General features: G+C 72.3%; 17 protein-coding genes. 7 read left to right on the top strand and 10 right to left on the bottom strand.

Annotated elements, in window-relative coordinates:
* Window positions 1-15: 15 nt before the first annotated feature.
* Window positions 16-1,278: an MFS transporter gene (locus tag ABT296_RS04145; protein ID WP_351922978.1), complete on the bottom strand. Its 1,263-nt coding sequence runs from the start codon at window positions 1,276-1,278 to the stop codon at window positions 16-18.
* 79 nt (window positions 1,279-1,357) lie between these two features.
* Between ABT296_RS04145 and ABT296_RS04150 the strand changes: the two genes are divergently transcribed.
* On the top strand, window positions 1,358-2,338 hold the full coding sequence (locus ABT296_RS04150) for an ArsR/SmtB family transcription factor (protein WP_351922980.1): 981 nt from the start codon (window positions 1,358-1,360) through the stop codon (window positions 2,336-2,338).
* 78 nt (window positions 2,339-2,416) lie between these two features.
* A complete protein-coding gene (locus ABT296_RS04155; RefSeq protein ID WP_351922982.1) occupies window positions 2,417-3,415 on the top strand; it encodes a glycoside hydrolase family 6 protein in 999 nt (332 codons plus the stop codon).
* 4 nt (window positions 3,416-3,419) lie between these two features.
* Here ABT296_RS04155 and glxA read toward each other — a convergent pair whose 3' ends face one another.
* The 7 genes from glxA to ABT296_RS04190 form a co-directional block, all read right to left on the bottom strand.
* Entirely contained in the window at window positions 3,420-5,375 is a 1,956-nt protein-coding gene (gene glxA, locus ABT296_RS04160; RefSeq protein ID WP_351922984.1) for a radical copper oxidase GlxA, read from the bottom strand.
* 3 nt (window positions 5,376-5,378) lie between these two features.
* Entirely contained in the window at window positions 5,379-7,157 is a 1,779-nt protein-coding gene (locus ABT296_RS04165) for a glycosyltransferase family 2 protein (protein WP_502977183.1), read from the bottom strand.
* Window positions 7,158-7,292: 135 nt separating this feature from the next.
* Window positions 7,293-7,940: a TetR/AcrR family transcriptional regulator gene (locus ABT296_RS04170; protein WP_351922988.1), complete on the bottom strand. Its 648-nt coding sequence runs from the start codon at window positions 7,938-7,940 to the stop codon at window positions 7,293-7,295.
* Window positions 7,937-8,617, bottom strand: a complete 681-nt coding sequence (locus tag ABT296_RS04175) for a DUF4166 domain-containing protein (RefSeq protein WP_351922990.1) — start codon at window positions 8,615-8,617, stop codon at window positions 7,937-7,939. Before ABT296_RS04175 ends, ABT296_RS04170 begins: the two co-directional genes overlap by 4 nt.
* Complete coding sequence (locus ABT296_RS04180; RefSeq protein ID WP_351922992.1) at window positions 8,614-9,375, bottom strand: hypothetical protein; 762 nt, start codon at window positions 9,373-9,375, stop codon at window positions 8,614-8,616. The genes ABT296_RS04175 and ABT296_RS04180 overlap by 4 nt, the downstream gene beginning before the upstream one ends.
* A gap of 146 nt (window positions 9,376-9,521) precedes the next feature.
* Entirely contained in the window at window positions 9,522-9,821 is a 300-nt protein-coding gene (locus ABT296_RS04185) for an MTH1187 family thiamine-binding protein (RefSeq protein ID WP_351922994.1), read from the bottom strand.
* Window positions 9,818-10,162: a DUF3817 domain-containing protein gene (locus ABT296_RS04190; protein WP_351922996.1), complete on the bottom strand. Its 345-nt coding sequence runs from the start codon at window positions 10,160-10,162 to the stop codon at window positions 9,818-9,820. The genes ABT296_RS04185 and ABT296_RS04190 overlap by 4 nt, the downstream gene beginning before the upstream one ends.
* A gap of 215 nt (window positions 10,163-10,377) precedes the next feature.
* Here ABT296_RS04190 and ABT296_RS04195 point away from each other — a divergent pair, with 215 nt between their 5' ends.
* The 4 genes from ABT296_RS04195 to ABT296_RS04210 all read left to right on the top strand — a co-directional run bounded on the left by ABT296_RS04195 (window position 10,378) and on the right by ABT296_RS04210 (window position 13,024).
* Window positions 10,378-11,010, top strand: a complete 633-nt coding sequence (locus ABT296_RS04195) for an AIM24 family protein (RefSeq protein WP_351923555.1) — start codon at window positions 10,378-10,380, stop codon at window positions 11,008-11,010.
* A 1-nt stretch (window position 11,011) separates the two neighbouring features.
* Window positions 11,012-11,662 carry an AIM24 family protein gene (locus ABT296_RS04200; RefSeq protein ID WP_351922998.1) on the top strand — a complete coding sequence of 217 codons (651 nt, stop codon included), beginning with the start codon at window positions 11,012-11,014 and terminating at the stop codon, window positions 11,660-11,662.
* Entirely contained in the window at window positions 11,659-12,453 is a 795-nt protein-coding gene (locus tag ABT296_RS04205) for an AIM24 family protein (protein WP_351923000.1), read from the top strand. The genes ABT296_RS04200 and ABT296_RS04205 overlap by 4 nt, the downstream gene beginning before the upstream one ends.
* Window positions 12,454-12,547: 94 nt before the next feature.
* The gene (locus ABT296_RS04210) at window positions 12,548-13,024 is read left to right on the top strand and encodes a MarR family winged helix-turn-helix transcriptional regulator (protein WP_351923002.1); all 477 of its coding nucleotides are present in this window, start codon (window positions 12,548-12,550) and stop codon (window positions 13,022-13,024) included.
* An 8-nt stretch (window positions 13,025-13,032) separates the two neighbouring features.
* Here the strand turns inward: ABT296_RS04210 and ABT296_RS04215 are convergent, their stop codons facing one another.
* Both ABT296_RS04215 and ABT296_RS04220 read right to left on the bottom strand, forming a co-directional pair.
* Window positions 13,033-14,457 carry a sensor histidine kinase gene (locus ABT296_RS04215; RefSeq protein WP_351923005.1) on the bottom strand — a complete coding sequence of 475 codons (1,425 nt, stop codon included), beginning with the start codon at window positions 14,455-14,457 and terminating at the stop codon, window positions 13,033-13,035.
* Entirely contained in the window at window positions 14,454-15,116 is a 663-nt protein-coding gene (locus tag ABT296_RS04220) for a response regulator transcription factor (RefSeq protein ID WP_351923007.1), read from the bottom strand. Before ABT296_RS04220 ends, ABT296_RS04215 begins: the two co-directional genes overlap by 4 nt.
* Window positions 15,117-15,230: 114 nt before the next feature.
* Between ABT296_RS04220 and ABT296_RS04225 the strand changes: the two genes are divergently transcribed.
* Window positions 15,231-15,968: a PepSY domain-containing protein gene (locus ABT296_RS04225; protein ID WP_351923009.1), complete on the top strand. Its 738-nt coding sequence runs from the start codon at window positions 15,231-15,233 to the stop codon at window positions 15,966-15,968.
* Window positions 15,969-16,017: the final 49 nt, after the last annotated feature.

The following is a 16,017-nucleotide window of genomic DNA, read 5'->3' on the forward strand; positions in this document are numbered from 1 at the left end:
GACCCTACCGGCCGGTCATATGGCGGTCAGCCCCGTCTCGCCCCTCGGTCCGCGGACGGTCCGCCGGACCTCCAGGGCGAGGACGAGACAGCACACCGCGCCCACCGCGCCGACCCCGCCCACCACGGTCGCGACCGGCCAGAACTCGGCCGCGGCCCCGGCCAGCGCCATGCCGACGCCCTGAATGGTCATGACGCCCGCGGTGTGCACGGTCATCGCCCGTCCACGCAGCTCCTCCGGCACCGCGTCCACGAACCAGCGGTCGAGCCCCAAGGTGTACGCGCTCGCCAGACCGGTGGCCAGCAGGGCGGCCAGGATCCAGCCGAGGCCCGGGGCGAGGGGGTAGACGAGCAGCGGCAGCAGGGCGCAGGTGACCAGCGGGAGCACGATCCGCGAGCGGGCCGCGGGCGAGAGGGCGGACCCCGCGTACACCTCGCCGGCGATGGTGCCGACCGGCATCGCGGCCATCAGCAGGCCGACCCCGCCGGCGCCCAGGCCGATCTCGTCGGCGTAGGCGGCGGCCAGCGCCTCGGGCGCGACCATGAACATCGGCGGCACCCACAGGAGCAGCAGCAGCGCGCGGATCCTGCGGTCGCCGAGCACTTCGCGGGCGCCCGCGAGGGAGTACCGCACGAGCGAGCCGGACCCGGGGCGGGCGGGCCGGCGCCGGGTGCCCAGGCGCAGCAGCAGCGCGGAGGCGAGGAAGGTGACGACGGTGACGGTGAGGGCGCCCCGCGGCGAGACCACCGTGAGCAGCAGGCCGCCGAGCCCGAACCCGACCAGCAGCGCGCTCTGCGAGACGATCCGCAGCAGGGAGCGCCCGAGGACCAGCAGGTCGCCGTCGCCGAGGATCTCGGCGAGCGTGGCCGTCCGGGTGCCGCTGAACACCGGGGCGACCACGGCGATCACGCAGCGCAGGGCGAGCAGAGCGGCCACCGGTGTGCCGGGCGCCGCCATGCCGAGCGCGCAGACCGCGCAGACGAGGTCGCACAGGACGAGCACGCGCCGCACCGGGTACCGGTCGGCGATGCCGGACAGCAGGGTGCCGCCGATCAGGTACGGCAGGAAGCCCATCGCGAAGGTCAGCGCGCTGAGCAGCGGCGAGCCGGTGAGCCGGTACACCAGCACGGTGAGGGCGATCTCGCCCACGACGGTGCCCAGCAGGGAGAGCGTGTGGGCGGCGAAGACGGCCCGGAACTCCCGTACGGCGAAGACGCGGCGGTAGCCGGTGGGCTCCGTCTCGGTGCCCGGTGCGGGCGGGCTCAGCTGTTCGGACATGGCGGCAGCCTGCACGCGCGGCCGCCGGAGCCGTAGAGTTTCGGCCTCAGCCGAATGTTCCGTCGTCCCGGGGAGGGCCGTGCCGTTCCAGCTGCGCTTCGGCGACGACGACCTGCTGCGGTGCCGGTTCGCGGTGTCCCCGCTGTGGGAGACCCAGGAGGCGGTGCGCACCCTGCGCCGGCCGGACCGGCACGGCTACCACCCGCAGTGGCTGCGCCGGATCCAGGAGGCGGCCCGCGCCCTGGACCTGGCCCCGCTGTGGCTGCTGATGCCCCGGCGCGGGCACAGCCCGGACTTCCTCGGCCCGCCTCCGATCGGGCCCGTCGCCGACTTCGAGCAGGAGATCGCCGCGGTCCGCGCGGCCGACCCGGACGCGGCGCGCGCGGACATCGCCCGCTCCCTGCGCGACACCCCTGGCGCCCTCGACTCGCCCGAGGGCCGGGCGCTGCTCGCCGATCCCGCCCGGGCGGTGCGCGAGCTGGCCGCGCTGGTGGAGGCCGCCTGGCACACCCTGATCGCACCGGACTGGCCCCGGCTGCGCGCCCTGCTGGAGGCCGACATCGCCTTCCACTCCCGGCGGCTGGCCGAGGTGGGCCTGGGCGCGCTGCTGCCCGAACTGGACCGGCGGCTCGCCTTCAGCGGCCGCACCCTGTCCCTGGCGGTCGCCGCCGACCACGAGCGGGACCTGGACGGGCGGGGTTTGGTGCTGATGCCGAGCGTCTTCTCCTGGCCGGACGTGGTCAGCGGCTTCGAACCGCCCTGGCAGCCCACGGTCGTCTACCCGGCCCGGGGCGTCGGCGGCCTGTGGACCCGGCCGCGGGAGGACACCTCCGAGGCCCTCGTGCGGCTGCTGGGCCGGGGCCGGGCGGCCGTGCTCGCCGCGCTCGACGAGCCCGCGACGACCTCCGCCCTCGCGCTCCGGCTCGGTCTCGCGCCCTCCTCGGTGTCGGCGCACCTGACGGCCCTGCGGGACACCGGGCTGCTGGTCTCCCGGCGCTACGGCCACCGGGTGCTGTACGAGCGGACCCCGCTGGGCATCGCGCTGGCCTCCGGCGGCTGACCCATGTCCATACCGGGACAAACCGCTCATGCGTGGAACCATGGGTGACCCATCGTCACCTCCGTTCCAGGGAGCGCCATGCCCCGGATCATCCACACCCTCACGGCTCTCACGGTGCTCGGACTCACGGCGGGTTGCACGGCCGGCGCCGACGTCGACAGGGCCTCCGTCGCCGGCGCCGCCTCCCGCGCGGCCGGCCCCGCGCCCGGCTCGCCCTTCTGGGTCGACCCGGACACTCCCGCCGCCCGGCAGATCGAGGCGTGGCGGCGGGAGGGCCGCCTGGAGGACGCCCGGGCGCTGCGCCGGATCGCCGACCGCCCGGCCGCGCTGTGGCCGGCCGGCGAGACCGACCCGGCCCCCCGGGTGCGCGCGGCGACCGCGGCGGCCGAGGCGGCGGGCCGTACGGCGGTGCTCGTGGCGTACGACATCCCGCACCGGGACTGCGGCCAGCACTCGGCGGGCGGGGCCGCGGACGCGGGCGCCTACCTGGCGTGGATCGACCGGTTCGCCGGGGCGCTCGGCGACAGCGGGGCGCTGGTGGTGCTGGAGCCGGACGCGGTCGCGCACATCGTGGACGGCTGCACCCCGGCCGAGTACCACGCCGAACGGGAGCGGCTGCTGGGCGAGGCGGTCCGCCGGTTCAAGCGGCAGCCGAACACCAAGGTGTACCTGGACGCGGGCAACCCGTCCTGGATCAAGGATCCGCTGCGACTGGTCGAGCCGCTCAGACGGGCCGGGGTCGACGCCGCCGACGGCTTCGCGCTGAACGTCTCCAACTTCCAGACCGACGCGGTCACCAGGGCGTACGGACTCGAGCTGTCCCGGGCGCTGGGCGGCAAGCACTTCGTCGTCGACTCCAGCCGCAACGGCAACGGCCCGCTGCCCGGCGTCTGGTGCAACCCGCCGGGCCGGGCCCTGGGCACCCCGCCCACCACGGACACCGGCGAGCCCGCCCTGGACGCCTATCTGTGGGTGAAGCGGCCCGGGGAGTCGGACGGCACCTGCGACGGCGGCCCGCGGGCGGGCGACTGGTGGCCGGAGTACGCCCTGGCGCTGGCCCGCAACTCCGGCTCCTGACGGCTCACTCCACCTGGATCCACTTGGCCGTCGACGGGGTGCCCTCGGCGTCGGTCACGAAGAGCATGTACCAGCCGGGCGGCACCAGCGCCGGGTCCTCGGGCACGGTGACGGTGACGGCGCCGGCGCTCCGGTCCAGGCCGAGTTCGACCGACCGCTGTTCGACGTCGGTGGTGTGCGTGACCGCGCTCGGGCGCATCAGGCGCGCCCTGACGATCCGTTCGGGGTGGTCGGTGGTGAAGGTGGCCCGGTGGTCGGCGTCCAGCTGCCACGGGCCGTCCTTCAGTACGGGCCGGTCGGCGCCGTTCTTGTGCAGGGCGGGCGGCGTGAAGATCTCCATGCGCTGCTCGAACCGGCCGAGCTTGGTGTTCTGCCGGTCGTCGAAGAGCGGGTCGGAGCCGAAGGTGGCGACCCGTCCGTCGGGCAGCAGCAGCGCCTCGGAGTGGTAGTTGCGGCCCACCTTCGGGGCCGCGGCCTCCCGGAAGACGTTGTCCTTCGGGACGTAGAACTGCGCCTTGAGGATGTTGCTGGCGCTGCGGCCACGGTAGTCCTCGGAGCCGTTGGCGGTGAACACGGTGTCGTCCGGCATGATCACGCTGTTCAGGTACCGGGTGCCCTGGGGCAGGTCGGGGCCGTCCTCGAAGACCGGGTTGTCCTTCTTGAGGTCGACCACGGCCGTGCGCGGGGTGGACTTCTTCGACTCGCCGACGCCTCCGCCGCCGAGGATCATCACCTTCTGGTCCTGGGCGGGCGGCAGCAGCAGCGAGGCGGCCGTCTCGGTCTCGTCGGCGTCGCGCAGCCCCGGCACCTTCTCGAAGGTGTTGGTCTCCAGGTCCCACAGGCCCGCCTCGCGGCCCATGGTGTCGGGGCCGTACCCGGCGTTGGCGGCCGGGTAGAAGAGCTTGCCGCCCTGGGTGAGGAACAGGGCCGGATAGGTGGGGAAGTACCGCTTGGGGCCCGGGCTCCACTTCTTGGTCCTCGGGTCGTAGATCTCGTTGTCCCCGGGGTCGATCACCCCGACGTCGTCCAGCCCGGAGACGGCGAGGACCCGTCCGTCGTCCAGGCCGACCAGGGTCGGGTACCAGCGGGCCTTCGCCATCGGGTCGACGGGGATGTACTGCTCGGCGACGGGGTCGAACTCGTAGGCGGCGCGGATGCCCTGGAAGTCCTGCTTGTCGAGGGTGATCTTCTCGGAGAGGCCGTAGGTGTTGTCGGCGTCCTTGCCCCGCAGCCCGACGATCTCGTACTGCGCCTGCTTGCCGGTGACGGACTCCGGGCCCTTCTTCACCGCCTCGACGAAGACCCGCGCCTCCCCGGCGGTGACCTTGGTGCGCCAGGGCTGCATGACCCCGGCGGCGTCGTAGGTGATGTCGTAGGAGCGCTTGGCCTTCGGCACGGTGACGTCGAAGCGGGTGACGTACTCGACGCCGGCCGGTGAGCGGAAGCGGGTGCCCTTCTTCAGGGTGACGGCGCGGTCGGGGCTCTCGTTCTTCACCCGCATGCCGCCGCCGGCCCGGTCCACCTCGCCGTCGAGGAGTTCGTAGCGCGCGGTGCCGCCGGCCACCAGCAGCCGTCCGTCGGGGAGTTGGGCGTGCCCGGAGCAGAAGAAATCTTCGGGGGTGGGGATCTTCTTGAAGGTGTTGTCCTCCGGGTCCCACAGGACGGTGTCGAAGGAGCCCTTGTCGAACTTGCGCTGCTCGTTGCCGGAGCCGGCCACGATCAGCACCTTGCCGGTGTGCAGCAGCGCGGCGTGGATGGCGTTGGTGCGGAACTCCTCGGGGATGTCGACCTGGCTCCAGGAGCCGTACCGGGCCTGGTAGCCGGGCTGGGCGATCTTGTACTCGTGGTACTTCTCGCCCGCGAAGTCCACTACGGCCGGGGCGTTGAGGCTTGCCAGGACCGCGATGCCTCCGATGCCGAGGACGGTCTTCCTGGTCTTCTGCGAGAGCTGGTGGGCCATGGTCTAGCTGCCTCCTGTCGGAGTGCCGGAGACGGGTGCGGTGGCGGGGCCGGCGGCGAGGGCCGCCTCGGTGTCGGGGCGGGCGGCGGGCAGCGGGGTCCCGGGCGCGCGGCGCCGCGCGATCAGGGTGCAGACCCAGACGGCGACCGGTGCCAGGGAGATCGCCAGGGCGAGCACGGCCCAGGTGCGCATGGCCGCGTGGGTGTGGCCGAGGACGACGGAGGCGGCCAGCGAGACGGCGAGCAGGGCGGCCCAGCCCAGATGGATCCGGAAGGTGAGCAGCCGGTCGGGGCTGGCGCCGCCGCCCTTGGGCGTGACGACGAACCGGTCGGGCCGGCGGATCAGCGCGGCGCCGAAGGACTTGAGGTAGATCGGCGCGGAGAGCGCGGACATCGCCATGCCGGCGAGCCCGCCGGAGCCCTGCGGTTCGTGCGGCGAGACGTTGTGCCGCCGGTTCCACAGGTAGAGGCCGATCTGGAGGGCGGCCGCGTCGCTGTAGAGCATCAGCCACACCGAGGCGCTGACCTGGGTGCCGGATGCCCCGAACCAGAGGAAGAGGAAGCAGCTGAGGATGCCGAGCAGCCAGTTGACGGCCGTCATCGGGTAGTAGACGAGCATCAGCGTGTACGAGAACAGCCGGCCGGGCGGCATGCTGAAGGGCGCCTTCCAGTACTGCTTCAGCAGGGTCTCGTAGGTCCCCCGCGACCAGCGGGTCTGCTGGGTGAAGAAGTCGGTCCAGGAGGCCGGGCCCTCGCCGACGGCGAGCACGTCCGGGGTGTACACGGACCGCCAGTGCCGTCCGGTGACCGGGTTGCGGCGGCGGTGCAGTTCGAAGCCGGTGGCCATGTCCTCGGTGACGGAGTCGCACAGACCGCCGATCTGCTGGACGGCACGGATCCGTACGACGTTGTTGGTGCCGACGAACATGGGGGCGCGGTAGCGGTTGCCGGCGCGCTGGATGAGCGCGTGGAAGAGGAACTGCTGGGACTCCGCGGCCTTGGTGACGGGGTTGTGGTAGTTGCCGTACACCTGCGGTCCGACGACGAAGGCGACGTCCGGGTCGCGGAAGTACCCCGTCATCCGCTCCAGGAAGTCCGGGTGCGGGACGTGGTCGGTGTCGACGGAGGCGAAGAACTCGTAGTCGCCGCCGTGCATGGCGATCCAGGCGTTGTAGTTGCCGTGCTTGGTGCGGGCCTTGTGGACGCCCTTGGGGCGGTTCCACTCGGGGACGCCGTGCCGGGTGAAGTGGTGGACGCCGAGTTCCGCGCAGAGGGCCTTGGCCCGTTCGTCGTCGCCCTCGTCCAGGAGCCACACGTCGAGGGGGCCTCGGTGGGTGATCCGGGTCGCGCCCTCCAGGGTGGCGCGGACCATGGAGAGGGGTTCCTTGCCCGGGACGTAGGTGGTGAGGAAGGCGACGCGGGTGCCGTCCTCGGGGACGACCGGGACGGGGTCGCGGGCCACGAGGGTGGCGTGGGCGACGGAGGTGACGTTGACGACCATGAAGAGCCCGATGAGCCCGACGGCTATCAGCATGGCGATGTCGAGACCGACCAGCCAGCGGTCACCGCCCTCGCGCTCCACCCAGTGGGTGGGCCAGACGAGATAGACGAGCAGGGCGCCGGTGAGCAGCGGCGCCAGGGTCATCAGGAGGACGGCTCGTATTCGGCGGGGCTCGCGGGAGAGCAGCGAGGTGTACCGCACCCGGTACGACGGACCGGACGGCTCCGTGAGCGGTCCGGCCAGCCTGCTGTGGCTGTCGTAGTCATAGCCCTCCGGCCGCACATCGCCTCCAGTGATCGAGGATTGATCGACGATCGAACCGATACCCATACAAAAAGGGAGATGTGAGGGCGTGTCGAGCCGGGGGCGTCCAGCCGGGTGTGCGGGGTGAGGCGGGGGCGGGCCGGGGTGGGCGGGTCAGCGGTGGGTGCGTCGCAGGTGATGGCGGACGGCCCGCTGGGCCATCGGGCCGAGGTCGTCCAGGGCGGCGACCAGACGGCCGAGTTGCTCCAGCGCGTCCAGGGCCGCGCCGGCCCCGGAGGCGTCGGCGCCCTCGTACAGTTCGATGCCGACGAAGGAGGCGGCCACCGCCCGGGCGAGGCCGGCGGGGTCGACGAACTCCCCGAACGGGGTCTCGGGCAGGACGCGGGTGAGGACCCGTTCGATCTCGACGATCCACAGGTCGAGGCCGGCGGCGGTGGCCGGGCCTAGGCTCTCGTGGGTCTGGGCGCCGGCCAGGAGCTGGCCGAGCAGGGAGACGTGGCCGAAGGCGCGTTCCGCCTCGTGGATCTCCCGGCCGAGGGCGAGGAGTCCGGAGAGCGAGGTGACATCGGCGAACCGGTCCCGGTAGCGGGCGACCCGCCGTTCGGCGCCGTAGCGGCAGGCCGCGGCGAGCAGGTCGTTCAGCGATCCGAAGTGGTAGAAGACCAGCGCCTGGTTGACCCCGGCGGCGGCCGCGACACTGCGTGCCGAGGTCTTGGCGATGCCCTGCTCGCCGAGCGTGCGCAGCGCGCCCTCGAGGAGCTTGGTCCTGGTCTCCTGGGACTTGGCGGTCTCCGGGCTCACGCGCGCGCCTCCTCGCGCACCGGCCGCAGCCCCGGGCGCACCCCGCACCGGCCGACGTCGGTGTACGTGGCGCGGAAGGAGCCCTCGTAGCCGAAGAGGGGGCCGAACCGGCGGTTGACCACGCGGACCCGGATGCGGAAGCGGTCGGTGGCGTCGTCGTAGGACTCGCGCACCTCGGCGGTGGCGCCGATCAGTTCGGGGACCCGGACGTCCACCGGGCCCTCACGGAAGCGGTGCTCGCCGGAGCGGATGAGGAGCGAGCCGTCGGGCTCGGCGGTGAAGTGGAGGTCGGTGGCGAGGTGCTGGTGGGTGCCGAGGTAGTCCAGGACGCGGTCGCCCCGGGGGCCGAGCACCATCTGGGCGTCGAAGCGACGGGGGCGGCCGGGCAGGTCGAAGGTGCGCACGAAACTCACCGTCTCACGCCCGAAGCTGTCGGCGTACGGCACGTTCTCGATCACGAAGGGCACCTGGCGGCCCTCCCTGGGGACCAGGATGTTGCGGGTGGCGCCGAGCGCCAGGAACGGCTTCACGAACGCCCCGCCGTGCCAGACGCGGTCCATGACACCGCGTCCGGTGCAGGCCTCGCCGCCGGCCAGTCCGACCGAGAAGCGGCGCTGGAGCCGGGGGTGCAGCCGGTCGAAGTCGGCACCCATGGCGGTGCGGAAGATCGAGGTCATCGCGGGTTCTCCAGGGTGCGCAGGAGCCGGGGCGCGCGGATGCGGGTCGGCGGCCGGCGCAGACAGCGGCGGGCGGCCGGGGTGCCGGCCAGCGGCTCCTTGAAGAGCGCCACGCAGATCGCGACGGCGAGGAGCAGCGGGCACAGGTAGGCGCCGGACGCGGCGAACGGCCCCAGCAGCCGGAGCGCGGACTCGACGCCGAGGCCGGTGCAGCAGACGATCACGACCAGGGCGCGTACGGCCAGTTCCGCCAGCCAGTTGAACAGGGCCCGCTCCGGGCGGATCCCGCGCTCCAGCCACAGCCGCAGCCGGTCGAAGGACCAGGCCGTCGCCCAGCCCATCAGCGGGCGCAGCACCAGCCGGTCGACGAGCGCCCCCACCCTGCCCCAGCGGGGGCGGTAGTCGTAGCCGGTGAGGAAGCGCACTCCGTCGCCGTCGGGGAGGTAGCGCCAGTAGCCGCTGCCCTCGGCGAGCAGGGAGAGGGGGTGCGGGGAGGCGAAGCGCAGGGCGGAGGTGCGGGTGCCGTCGGGGCTCTCCTTCTCCCCGGCGGAGACCCCGGTGCCGGCGAGGGTGAGGAAGGGCAGGACGCGCGTGGCGTAGCGGAAGCGCTGCGGTTCGCCCTCCGCGCGCGGGAGGTTCGATATCTCGGTGAAGCGGAGGTCCCAGCGCTGGTGCGCGGACGGCTCCTGCGTGTGCGACCAGACGGCGTCCAGATCGGCACGGATGCGTGCCTCGACGTACAGATCGGTGCGACCCATGTGATTCCCCCGTGCCGACAGGCATTTGAGCGAGTGCTCAATTTTTCTGGACAGGAACGTACACCTTTTTGAGCGATCGCTCAAACAGGGGGGACGAGAAAAACCCCGGCCCTCGCGGGACCGGGGTTTCCTGGTGTTCGGCGGGTCTACTCGCCGGCGAGGTAGCGCTCCACGCGCTCCACCTTGGCGGTGAGGCCGTCGGTGACGCCGGGGCGGATGTCCGCCTTGAGGACCAGGGAGACCCGCGGCGCGCGGGCCTCCACGGCGGCGACCGCCCGCTTGACCACGTCCATGACCTGGTCCCAGTCCTCGCCCTCGATCGAGGTGAACATCGCGTCGGTGCGGTGCGGCAGACCGGACTCGCGGACCACCCGGACCGCGTCGGCGACGTACTCCCCCACGTCCTCGCCGACCCCGAGCGGCGTCACGGAGAAGGCGACGATCACGCCTTCACCGCCCCCTCCTGGCGGGCGCGGGAGGCGATGACCGCGCTCTCGGCCTCCCGCGTGAGCCGGCGGTCGGCGAAGAAGCCGCCGCCCGGCAGGACGGAGAGGACGAAGTAGAGGGCGGCGGTGCCCAGCGGCCACTTGGCCCGGTTCCAGGCGTCCGCCCAGAAGATCACGTAGACGACGAAGAGGAAGCCGTGGATCGCGCCCATCACGGGGACCGCGTTGAAGTCCGTGGTCCGCTTCAGCACCGAGCAGACCAGCAGGAGCAGGAAGGAGACCGCCTCGGGCGAGGAGACGAGGCGCAGGCGGCGGAGGGCGGATGCGGTCTTGATGTCCACGGGTCACCTTCGGTGGGAGAGACGTCGGAGTTTGTGAACGCGAGCACAAACGTTCGCCCATTGTGGCAAACGCGCGCGGGCGGTCGGCCCGGCGGGGTCCCCCGGGGGCGCCCCCGAGGTCCGGGCCCGCGCCCCTGAGGGTGCCGTCAGGGTCGTTCTCCACCCACGGGCCCTGTCGGCGGCGGCCCACCGCGGGCTACCTTCGCTGCGTGGCGATGTTCCGACTCCAGGGCAGCAAGGTGCTCGCCGTCGAGATGACCGGGGACGCCGTGAAGGCGAAGAACGGCTCGATGGTCGCGTACGACGGACAGATGGCGTTCAAGAAGATGAGCGGCGGCGGTGAGGGCATCCGGGGCATGGTGACCCGGCGCCTGACCGGCGAACAGATGACGGTGATGGAGGTGAAGGGGCACGGGACCTGCTGGTTCGCGGACCGGGCGTCCGAGATCAACCTCGTCGGCCTGCAAGGCGACAAGCTGTACGTGGAGTCGAGCAATCTGCTCGCCACCGACGGCGGCCTCAGGACCGGCACCACGTTCACCGGGCTGCGCGGGGCCTCCCAGGGCAACGGGCTGTTCACCACGACCGTCGAGGGGCACGGCCAGGCGGCCATCACCTCGGACGGCCCGGCGGTGGTGCTGCGGGTCAGCGCGCAGTACCCGCTGACCGTCGACCCGGGGGCGTACATCGCCCACCAGGGCGACCTGCGCCAGTCCTTCCAGTCCGGTGTGACCTTCCGCACCCTCATGGGCGAGGGCGGCGGCGAGGCGTTCCAGATCCGGTTCGAGGGCGACGGCCTGGTCTACGTGCAGCCGAGCGAGCGCAACACGATCGCGGGGGACGTCTGACATGGCCTTGCGTGAGATCAACTCCAAGATGGTCGAGGCGACCGTCCTGCCCGGTCAGCGGCTGTTCAGCCAGCGGGGCGCGATGCTCGCCTACCGCGGCGAGGTGTCCTTCACCCCCAACACCTCCGGCGGCCAGGGCGGCCTGGTGTCGATGATCGGGCGCCGGGTCGCGGGCGAGGCCACTCCCCTGATGACCGTGGAGGGCAGCGGCACCGTGCTCTTCGGGCACGGCGGCCACCATGTGCAGGTGATCGGTCTCACCGGCGACACCCTCTACGTCGAGGCGGACCGACTGCTGGCCTTCGAGGGGACCCTGGAGCAGGGCACGATGTTCATGGGCTCGCAAGGCGGCGTGATGGGCATGGTCCGCGGCCAGGTCACCGGCCAGGGCCTGTTCACCACCACCCTGCGCGGACACGGCGCGGTCGCCGTCATGGCGCACGGCGGCGTCCTGGAGATCCCGATCAGCCCGCAGCGCCCGGTCCACGTCGACCCGCAGGCGTACGTCGCCCACCACGGCGACGTGCGCAACAAGCTGTCGACCGCGCTCGGCTGGCGGGACATGGTCGGCCGGGGCTCCGGCGAGGCCTTCCAACTGGAGCTCAGCGGCAGCGGCGTCGTGTACGTCCAGGCCTCGGAGGAGAAGCTGTGAGCACCTACCCGGGTGCGGGGCCGGTCGTCCACGACCCGATGACCCTGCCGTCCGACGACAACGTGAACAGCTACACCTTCTGCGTGGAGCTCAAGGGGACCCAGTGGTTCCTGCAGAAGGGGAAGATGATCGCCTACTACGGGTCGATCGACTTCAACGGCATCGGGCACGGCCGTCTGGACCGTCTGGTCCGTACGTCCTTCCATTCGCCTCTGCACGCGAGCGACTGGGTGGTGGCCGAGGGCTCGGGCAAGATGCTCCTCGCCGACCGGGCCTTCGACGTCAATTCGTACGACCTGGAGGACGGCAACCTGACCATTCGCTCAGGCAACCTCCTCGCTTTTCAGCCAAGTCTCTCGCTGAAGCAGTCGATCGTGCCGGGTTTTCTGACGCTGATCGGAACCGGGAAGTTCGTGGCCGCGTCAAACGGGCCGGTGGTGTTCATGGAGCCCCCGATCCGGGTGGATCCGCAGGCGCTGGTCGGCTGGGCCGACTGCCCCTCTCCGTGCCATCACTACGACTATGGCTATATGACCGGTCTGATGGGCGGTCTACGTGCGATGACGGGGCTGGGAGGAGCCTCCGGGGAAGAGCACCAGTTCGAGTTCGTGGGAGCCGGCACGGTGCTCCTGCAGTCCTCCGAGACCCTCATGGCCGAGCAGGCCACGGGGACCGTCCCGCATCAGGCGGGGGTGCCCGGAAGCGGTGGCTCCACCGGCGGCCCACCGCAAGCCGGCGCACCGCGTCTTCCCGGACAGCTGGGGGACCTCCAGCGTCGCTTCGGGCTGTGAGCGGTAGTCTGCGGAGTGTGACGGTTCGAACGCGTGCGCACTGTCACACCGACCACGCTAGTTCGCATTTCAACATTTTAGGTAGACTTCATTCATGGAGACCGAGACGCCCACGCGCTGGCTGACCGATGCGGAGCAGTGCGCCTGGCGCACCCACCTGGAGGTCAACAGGCTGTTGACGTACCAGCTCGAACGGGACCTCCAGCCCTTCGGCCTGACGATGAACGACTACGAGATCCTGGTGAACCTCTCCGAGTCGGAGGACGTGCGGATGCGGATGAGCGACCTCGCCTCCGCCACCCTGCAGTCCAAGAGCCGGCTCTCCCACCAGATCACCCGCATGGAGAACGCGGACCTGGTCCGGCGCGAGAACTGCGAGTCCGACCGACGGGGGCTCTACGCCGTGCTCACCGAGCACGGCATGGAGACGATGAAGAAGGTCGCACCGCACCACGTCGCATCCGTGCGCAGGCATTTCATCGACCTGCTGACGCCCGAGGCCCTGATAGAGCTGGACAAGGGGCTCAAGCCGATCGCGGAGCATCTGCGCGGCCAGCGCGGGCGTCCGTGACCCGCTGATCACGCGGCCGGAAGGCGGAGTTCGAAGAGGGCTCCGCCGGCCGGCGCCTCGCGGACGGTGAGCGTGCCGCCGTGCCGCTCGGCGACATCGCGGGCGATGGCCAGACCCAGCCCGGCACCGCCGTCGTCCCGGCTGCGCGCCTCGTCCAGCCGTACGAACCGTTCGAAGATCCGCTCCCGGTCCGCCTCGGGCACGCCGTCGCCGTCGTCGGCGACCTCCAGCGCCACCCGGTCCCCGTCCCGGCGGACGGTGAGGGTGATCGCGGTACGGGTGTGCCGTTCGGCGTTGTTCAGCAGGTTGGCCAGCACCCGCCCCAGCTGGCTCCGGGACCCCGACACCTCGGCCGGCCCATCCGTCTCCACGGTCACCAGGGCCCGCCCCGCGCTCTCCTCCACGGCCAGTCGGGCGAGGTCCAGCCGGGCGCCGGTGGGGCGTTCCCCCGCGTCGAGCCGGGCGAGCAGCAGCAGGTCGGCGGCGAGGTGCTGGAGCCGCACGGTGTCGGCGACGGCCCCGTCCAGGTCCAGGAACTCCGGATGGGCGGCGGCCACTTCGAGCTGGGTGCGCAGGGAGGCGATCGGGCTGCGCAGTTCGTGGGAGGCGTCGGCGACGAAGCGGCGCTGGCGTTCCACGGACGCCTCCAGGGCGCCCAGGGTCTCGTTGGTGGTCCGGGCCAGCCGGGCGATCTCGTCGTGGGTGTCCGGTTCGGGGACCCGCCGGGACATGTCCTCCGAGGCGGTGATCTCCGCCATCTCGCGCCGGATGCCCTCCACCGGGCCGAGGGCGCGCCGGGTCACCAGCCAGGTCACGCCCGCGACGACCGCGAGCAGCAGCGGGAAGCCGGTGAGCATGCCGGTGGTCGCCGTGCTCACGGCGCTCTGTTCGGCGTCCAGGGAGCCGCCCGCGTGGACGGTGAGCAGGCCCCGGTCGCCGGTGTCGACCTCGACGGCGGCGAAACGGTAGTCCTCGGTGGTGCCGTCGACGGTCGCGGAGCCGTCGGTGAAGTCGGTGTCCGGCGAGATCTCACCCGGTTCGAGCGGGGTGTCGTCATCGTCGTCGTCATCGTCGTCGTCGCCCTGGCCGGTGCCGGTGCCGCGGCTGTCGGCCGAGGGGCTCGGGGTGACCCGCGTCGTTCCGGTGCCGCTGATCCGTTCCAGGTCGGGGCTCGCCGCGACGAGGACGCCGTCGGCGTCGACGACCTGGACCGGGGTGCCGTCGTCCAGGTCGAGGGCGTCGTAGCTCTCGCCGGCGGCGAGCTGGACGGCGACGTTCCGGGCCGCGCGCTCCGCCTTGGCGCCGGCCTGGTCCACCAGGTTGGAGCGCAGCGAGACCAGCACCGCGGCGCCGGCCGCGACCAGGGCCACCGCCACGACGAGGGTGGCGCCGAGGGCGGCCCGGGCCCGTACGGAGCCGAACAGGCGGCTCACGGCCGCGCCTCCAGCCGGTACCCGGCGCCGCGGACGGTCCGGATGACGCCGGGGCGCAGCTTGCGGCGCAGGGCGCTGACGTACACCTCGACGATGTTCGGGTCGCCGTCGTAGGCGAAGTCCCAGACGTGTTCGAGGATCCTCGCCTTGGAGACCACCTCCCCGGGGCGGGTGACCAGCTGCTCCAGTACGGCGAACTCCCTGGCGGTGAGCATGACCTCGACGTCGGCGAGATGGACGCGGCGGGCCGCGGTGTCGACCCGCAGGTCGCCGTGGACCAGCACGGGTGAGGCGCCCGGGCCGCGGCGCCGCAGCAGCGCCTTGATCCGGGCGACCAGCACGACGTAGGAGAACGGCTTGGTGAGGTAGTCGTCGGCGCCGGTGTCCAGCCCCTCGGCCTCGTCGTACTCGCCGTCCTTGGCGGTGAGCATCAGGATCGGTGTGTCGTCGCCGGCGGCGCGCAGGGCGGCGCAGACGCGGTAGCCGTTGAGGCCGGGCAGCATGATGTCGAGGATCAGCAGGTCGTACGTCCCCTCGGTGGCGCGGTGCAGGCCCTCACGGCCGTCGTGGACGACGTCCACGGCGTATCCCTCGGCGGTGAGGCCCTTGGCGAGCGACAGGGCGAGCCGCTTCTCGTCCTCCACGATCAACAGGCGCATGCGCACAGCCTCGCAAAGCGAAGCTGAAGAATTCTTCAGGGTCCTTCAGCTTCCCCTCAGCGTCGGTTCGGCACCTTGGTTCCCGTCGCAGCACACGACTCGGGAGGAACCAGCATGAAGCGCAACCTCGTCATCGCCACCGTCACCGCCGCGGTACTCGTCGGCGGCGGCACCGTCATGGCCTACGCGTCCGGCGACGACGACTCGCCCACCCAGAGCCGTTCCCAGACGCGGGACGGCGACGACCGGGACGACGACAGCCGGGACGACGACGGCCGGGACGACGACGCGGGCGAGGCCGGCGCCACCGAGGTCACCGCCGCGGACGCGGTGACCGCCGCGCTGGCCCGCACCCCGGGCACGGCGGTCGGCGTCGACCTGGAGGACGACGGCGAGGACGCCTGGGAGGTGGACGTGGTCACGGCGGACGCCGCCGGGCACACCGTCCGCGTCTCCACGCAGACCGGGAAGGTCCTGGGCGACCGGCGTGACGACGACGACTCCGGCCGCGACGACCTGGCCGCGCTGAAGGGCGCCTCCGTGGACGCCCGTCAGGCCGCGCGGTCCGCCGCGGCGAAGGGCACGGTCACCGAGGTGGAACTGGACGACGACGGCCCCGCGGCCTGGAGCGTGCAGACCACCCGGGGCGAGTGGCGGGTCGACCTCGCAACGGGCGAGCTGACCCGCGCCACCGACGACGACACGGACGACCGGGACGAGCGCGCGGACGACCGCGACGACCGCGACGACCGCGACGACCGAGCGGACGACAAGGACGACGACCGCTCGGACGACAAGAACGACCGGGACGACGACAACGACGACAACGACGACCGCGACGACCGCGACTGACACCGGCCGGTCGGGCCCGCACACGTCGAAGGGGCACCCCCGTGGGGGC

Origin of the sequence: Streptomyces sp. NPDC000983, from assembly GCF_040299205.1 — a bacterium.
Taxonomy (GTDB): Bacteria; Actinomycetota; Actinomycetes; order Streptomycetales; family Streptomycetaceae; genus Streptomyces.

Bases quoted from the DNA above. Each gene is read 5' to 3' on its own strand.
- ABT296_RS04145 (WP_351922978.1), bottom strand. From the start codon at position 1,278: ATGTCCGAACAGCTGAGCCCGCCCGCACCGGGCACCGAGACGGAGCCC.
- ABT296_RS04155 (WP_351922982.1), top strand. From the start codon at position 2,417: ATGCCCCGGATCATCCACACCCTCACGGCTCTCACGGTGCTCGGACTC.
- glxA (WP_351922984.1), bottom strand. From the start codon at position 5,375: ATGGCCCACCAGCTCTCGCAGAAGACCAGGAAGACCGTCCTCGGCATC.
- ABT296_RS04175 (WP_351922990.1), bottom strand. From the start codon at position 8,617: ATGACCTCGATCTTCCGCACCGCCATGGGTGCCGACTTCGACCGGCTG.
- ABT296_RS04180 (WP_351922992.1), bottom strand. From the start codon at position 9,375: ATGGGTCGCACCGATCTGTACGTCGAGGCACGCATCCGTGCCGATCTG.
- ABT296_RS04195 (WP_351923555.1), top strand. From the start codon at position 10,378: ATGTTCCGACTCCAGGGCAGCAAGGTGCTCGCCGTCGAGATGACCGGG.
- ABT296_RS04200 (WP_351922998.1), top strand. From the start codon at position 11,012: ATGGCCTTGCGTGAGATCAACTCCAAGATGGTCGAGGCGACCGTCCTG.
- ABT296_RS04210 (WP_351923002.1), top strand. From the start codon at position 12,548: ATGGAGACCGAGACGCCCACGCGCTGGCTGACCGATGCGGAGCAGTGC.
- ABT296_RS04220 (WP_351923007.1), bottom strand. From the start codon at position 15,116: ATGCGCCTGTTGATCGTGGAGGACGAGAAGCGGCTCGCCCTGTCGCTC.
- ABT296_RS04225 (WP_351923009.1), top strand. From the start codon at position 15,231: ATGAAGCGCAACCTCGTCATCGCCACCGTCACCGCCGCGGTACTCGTC.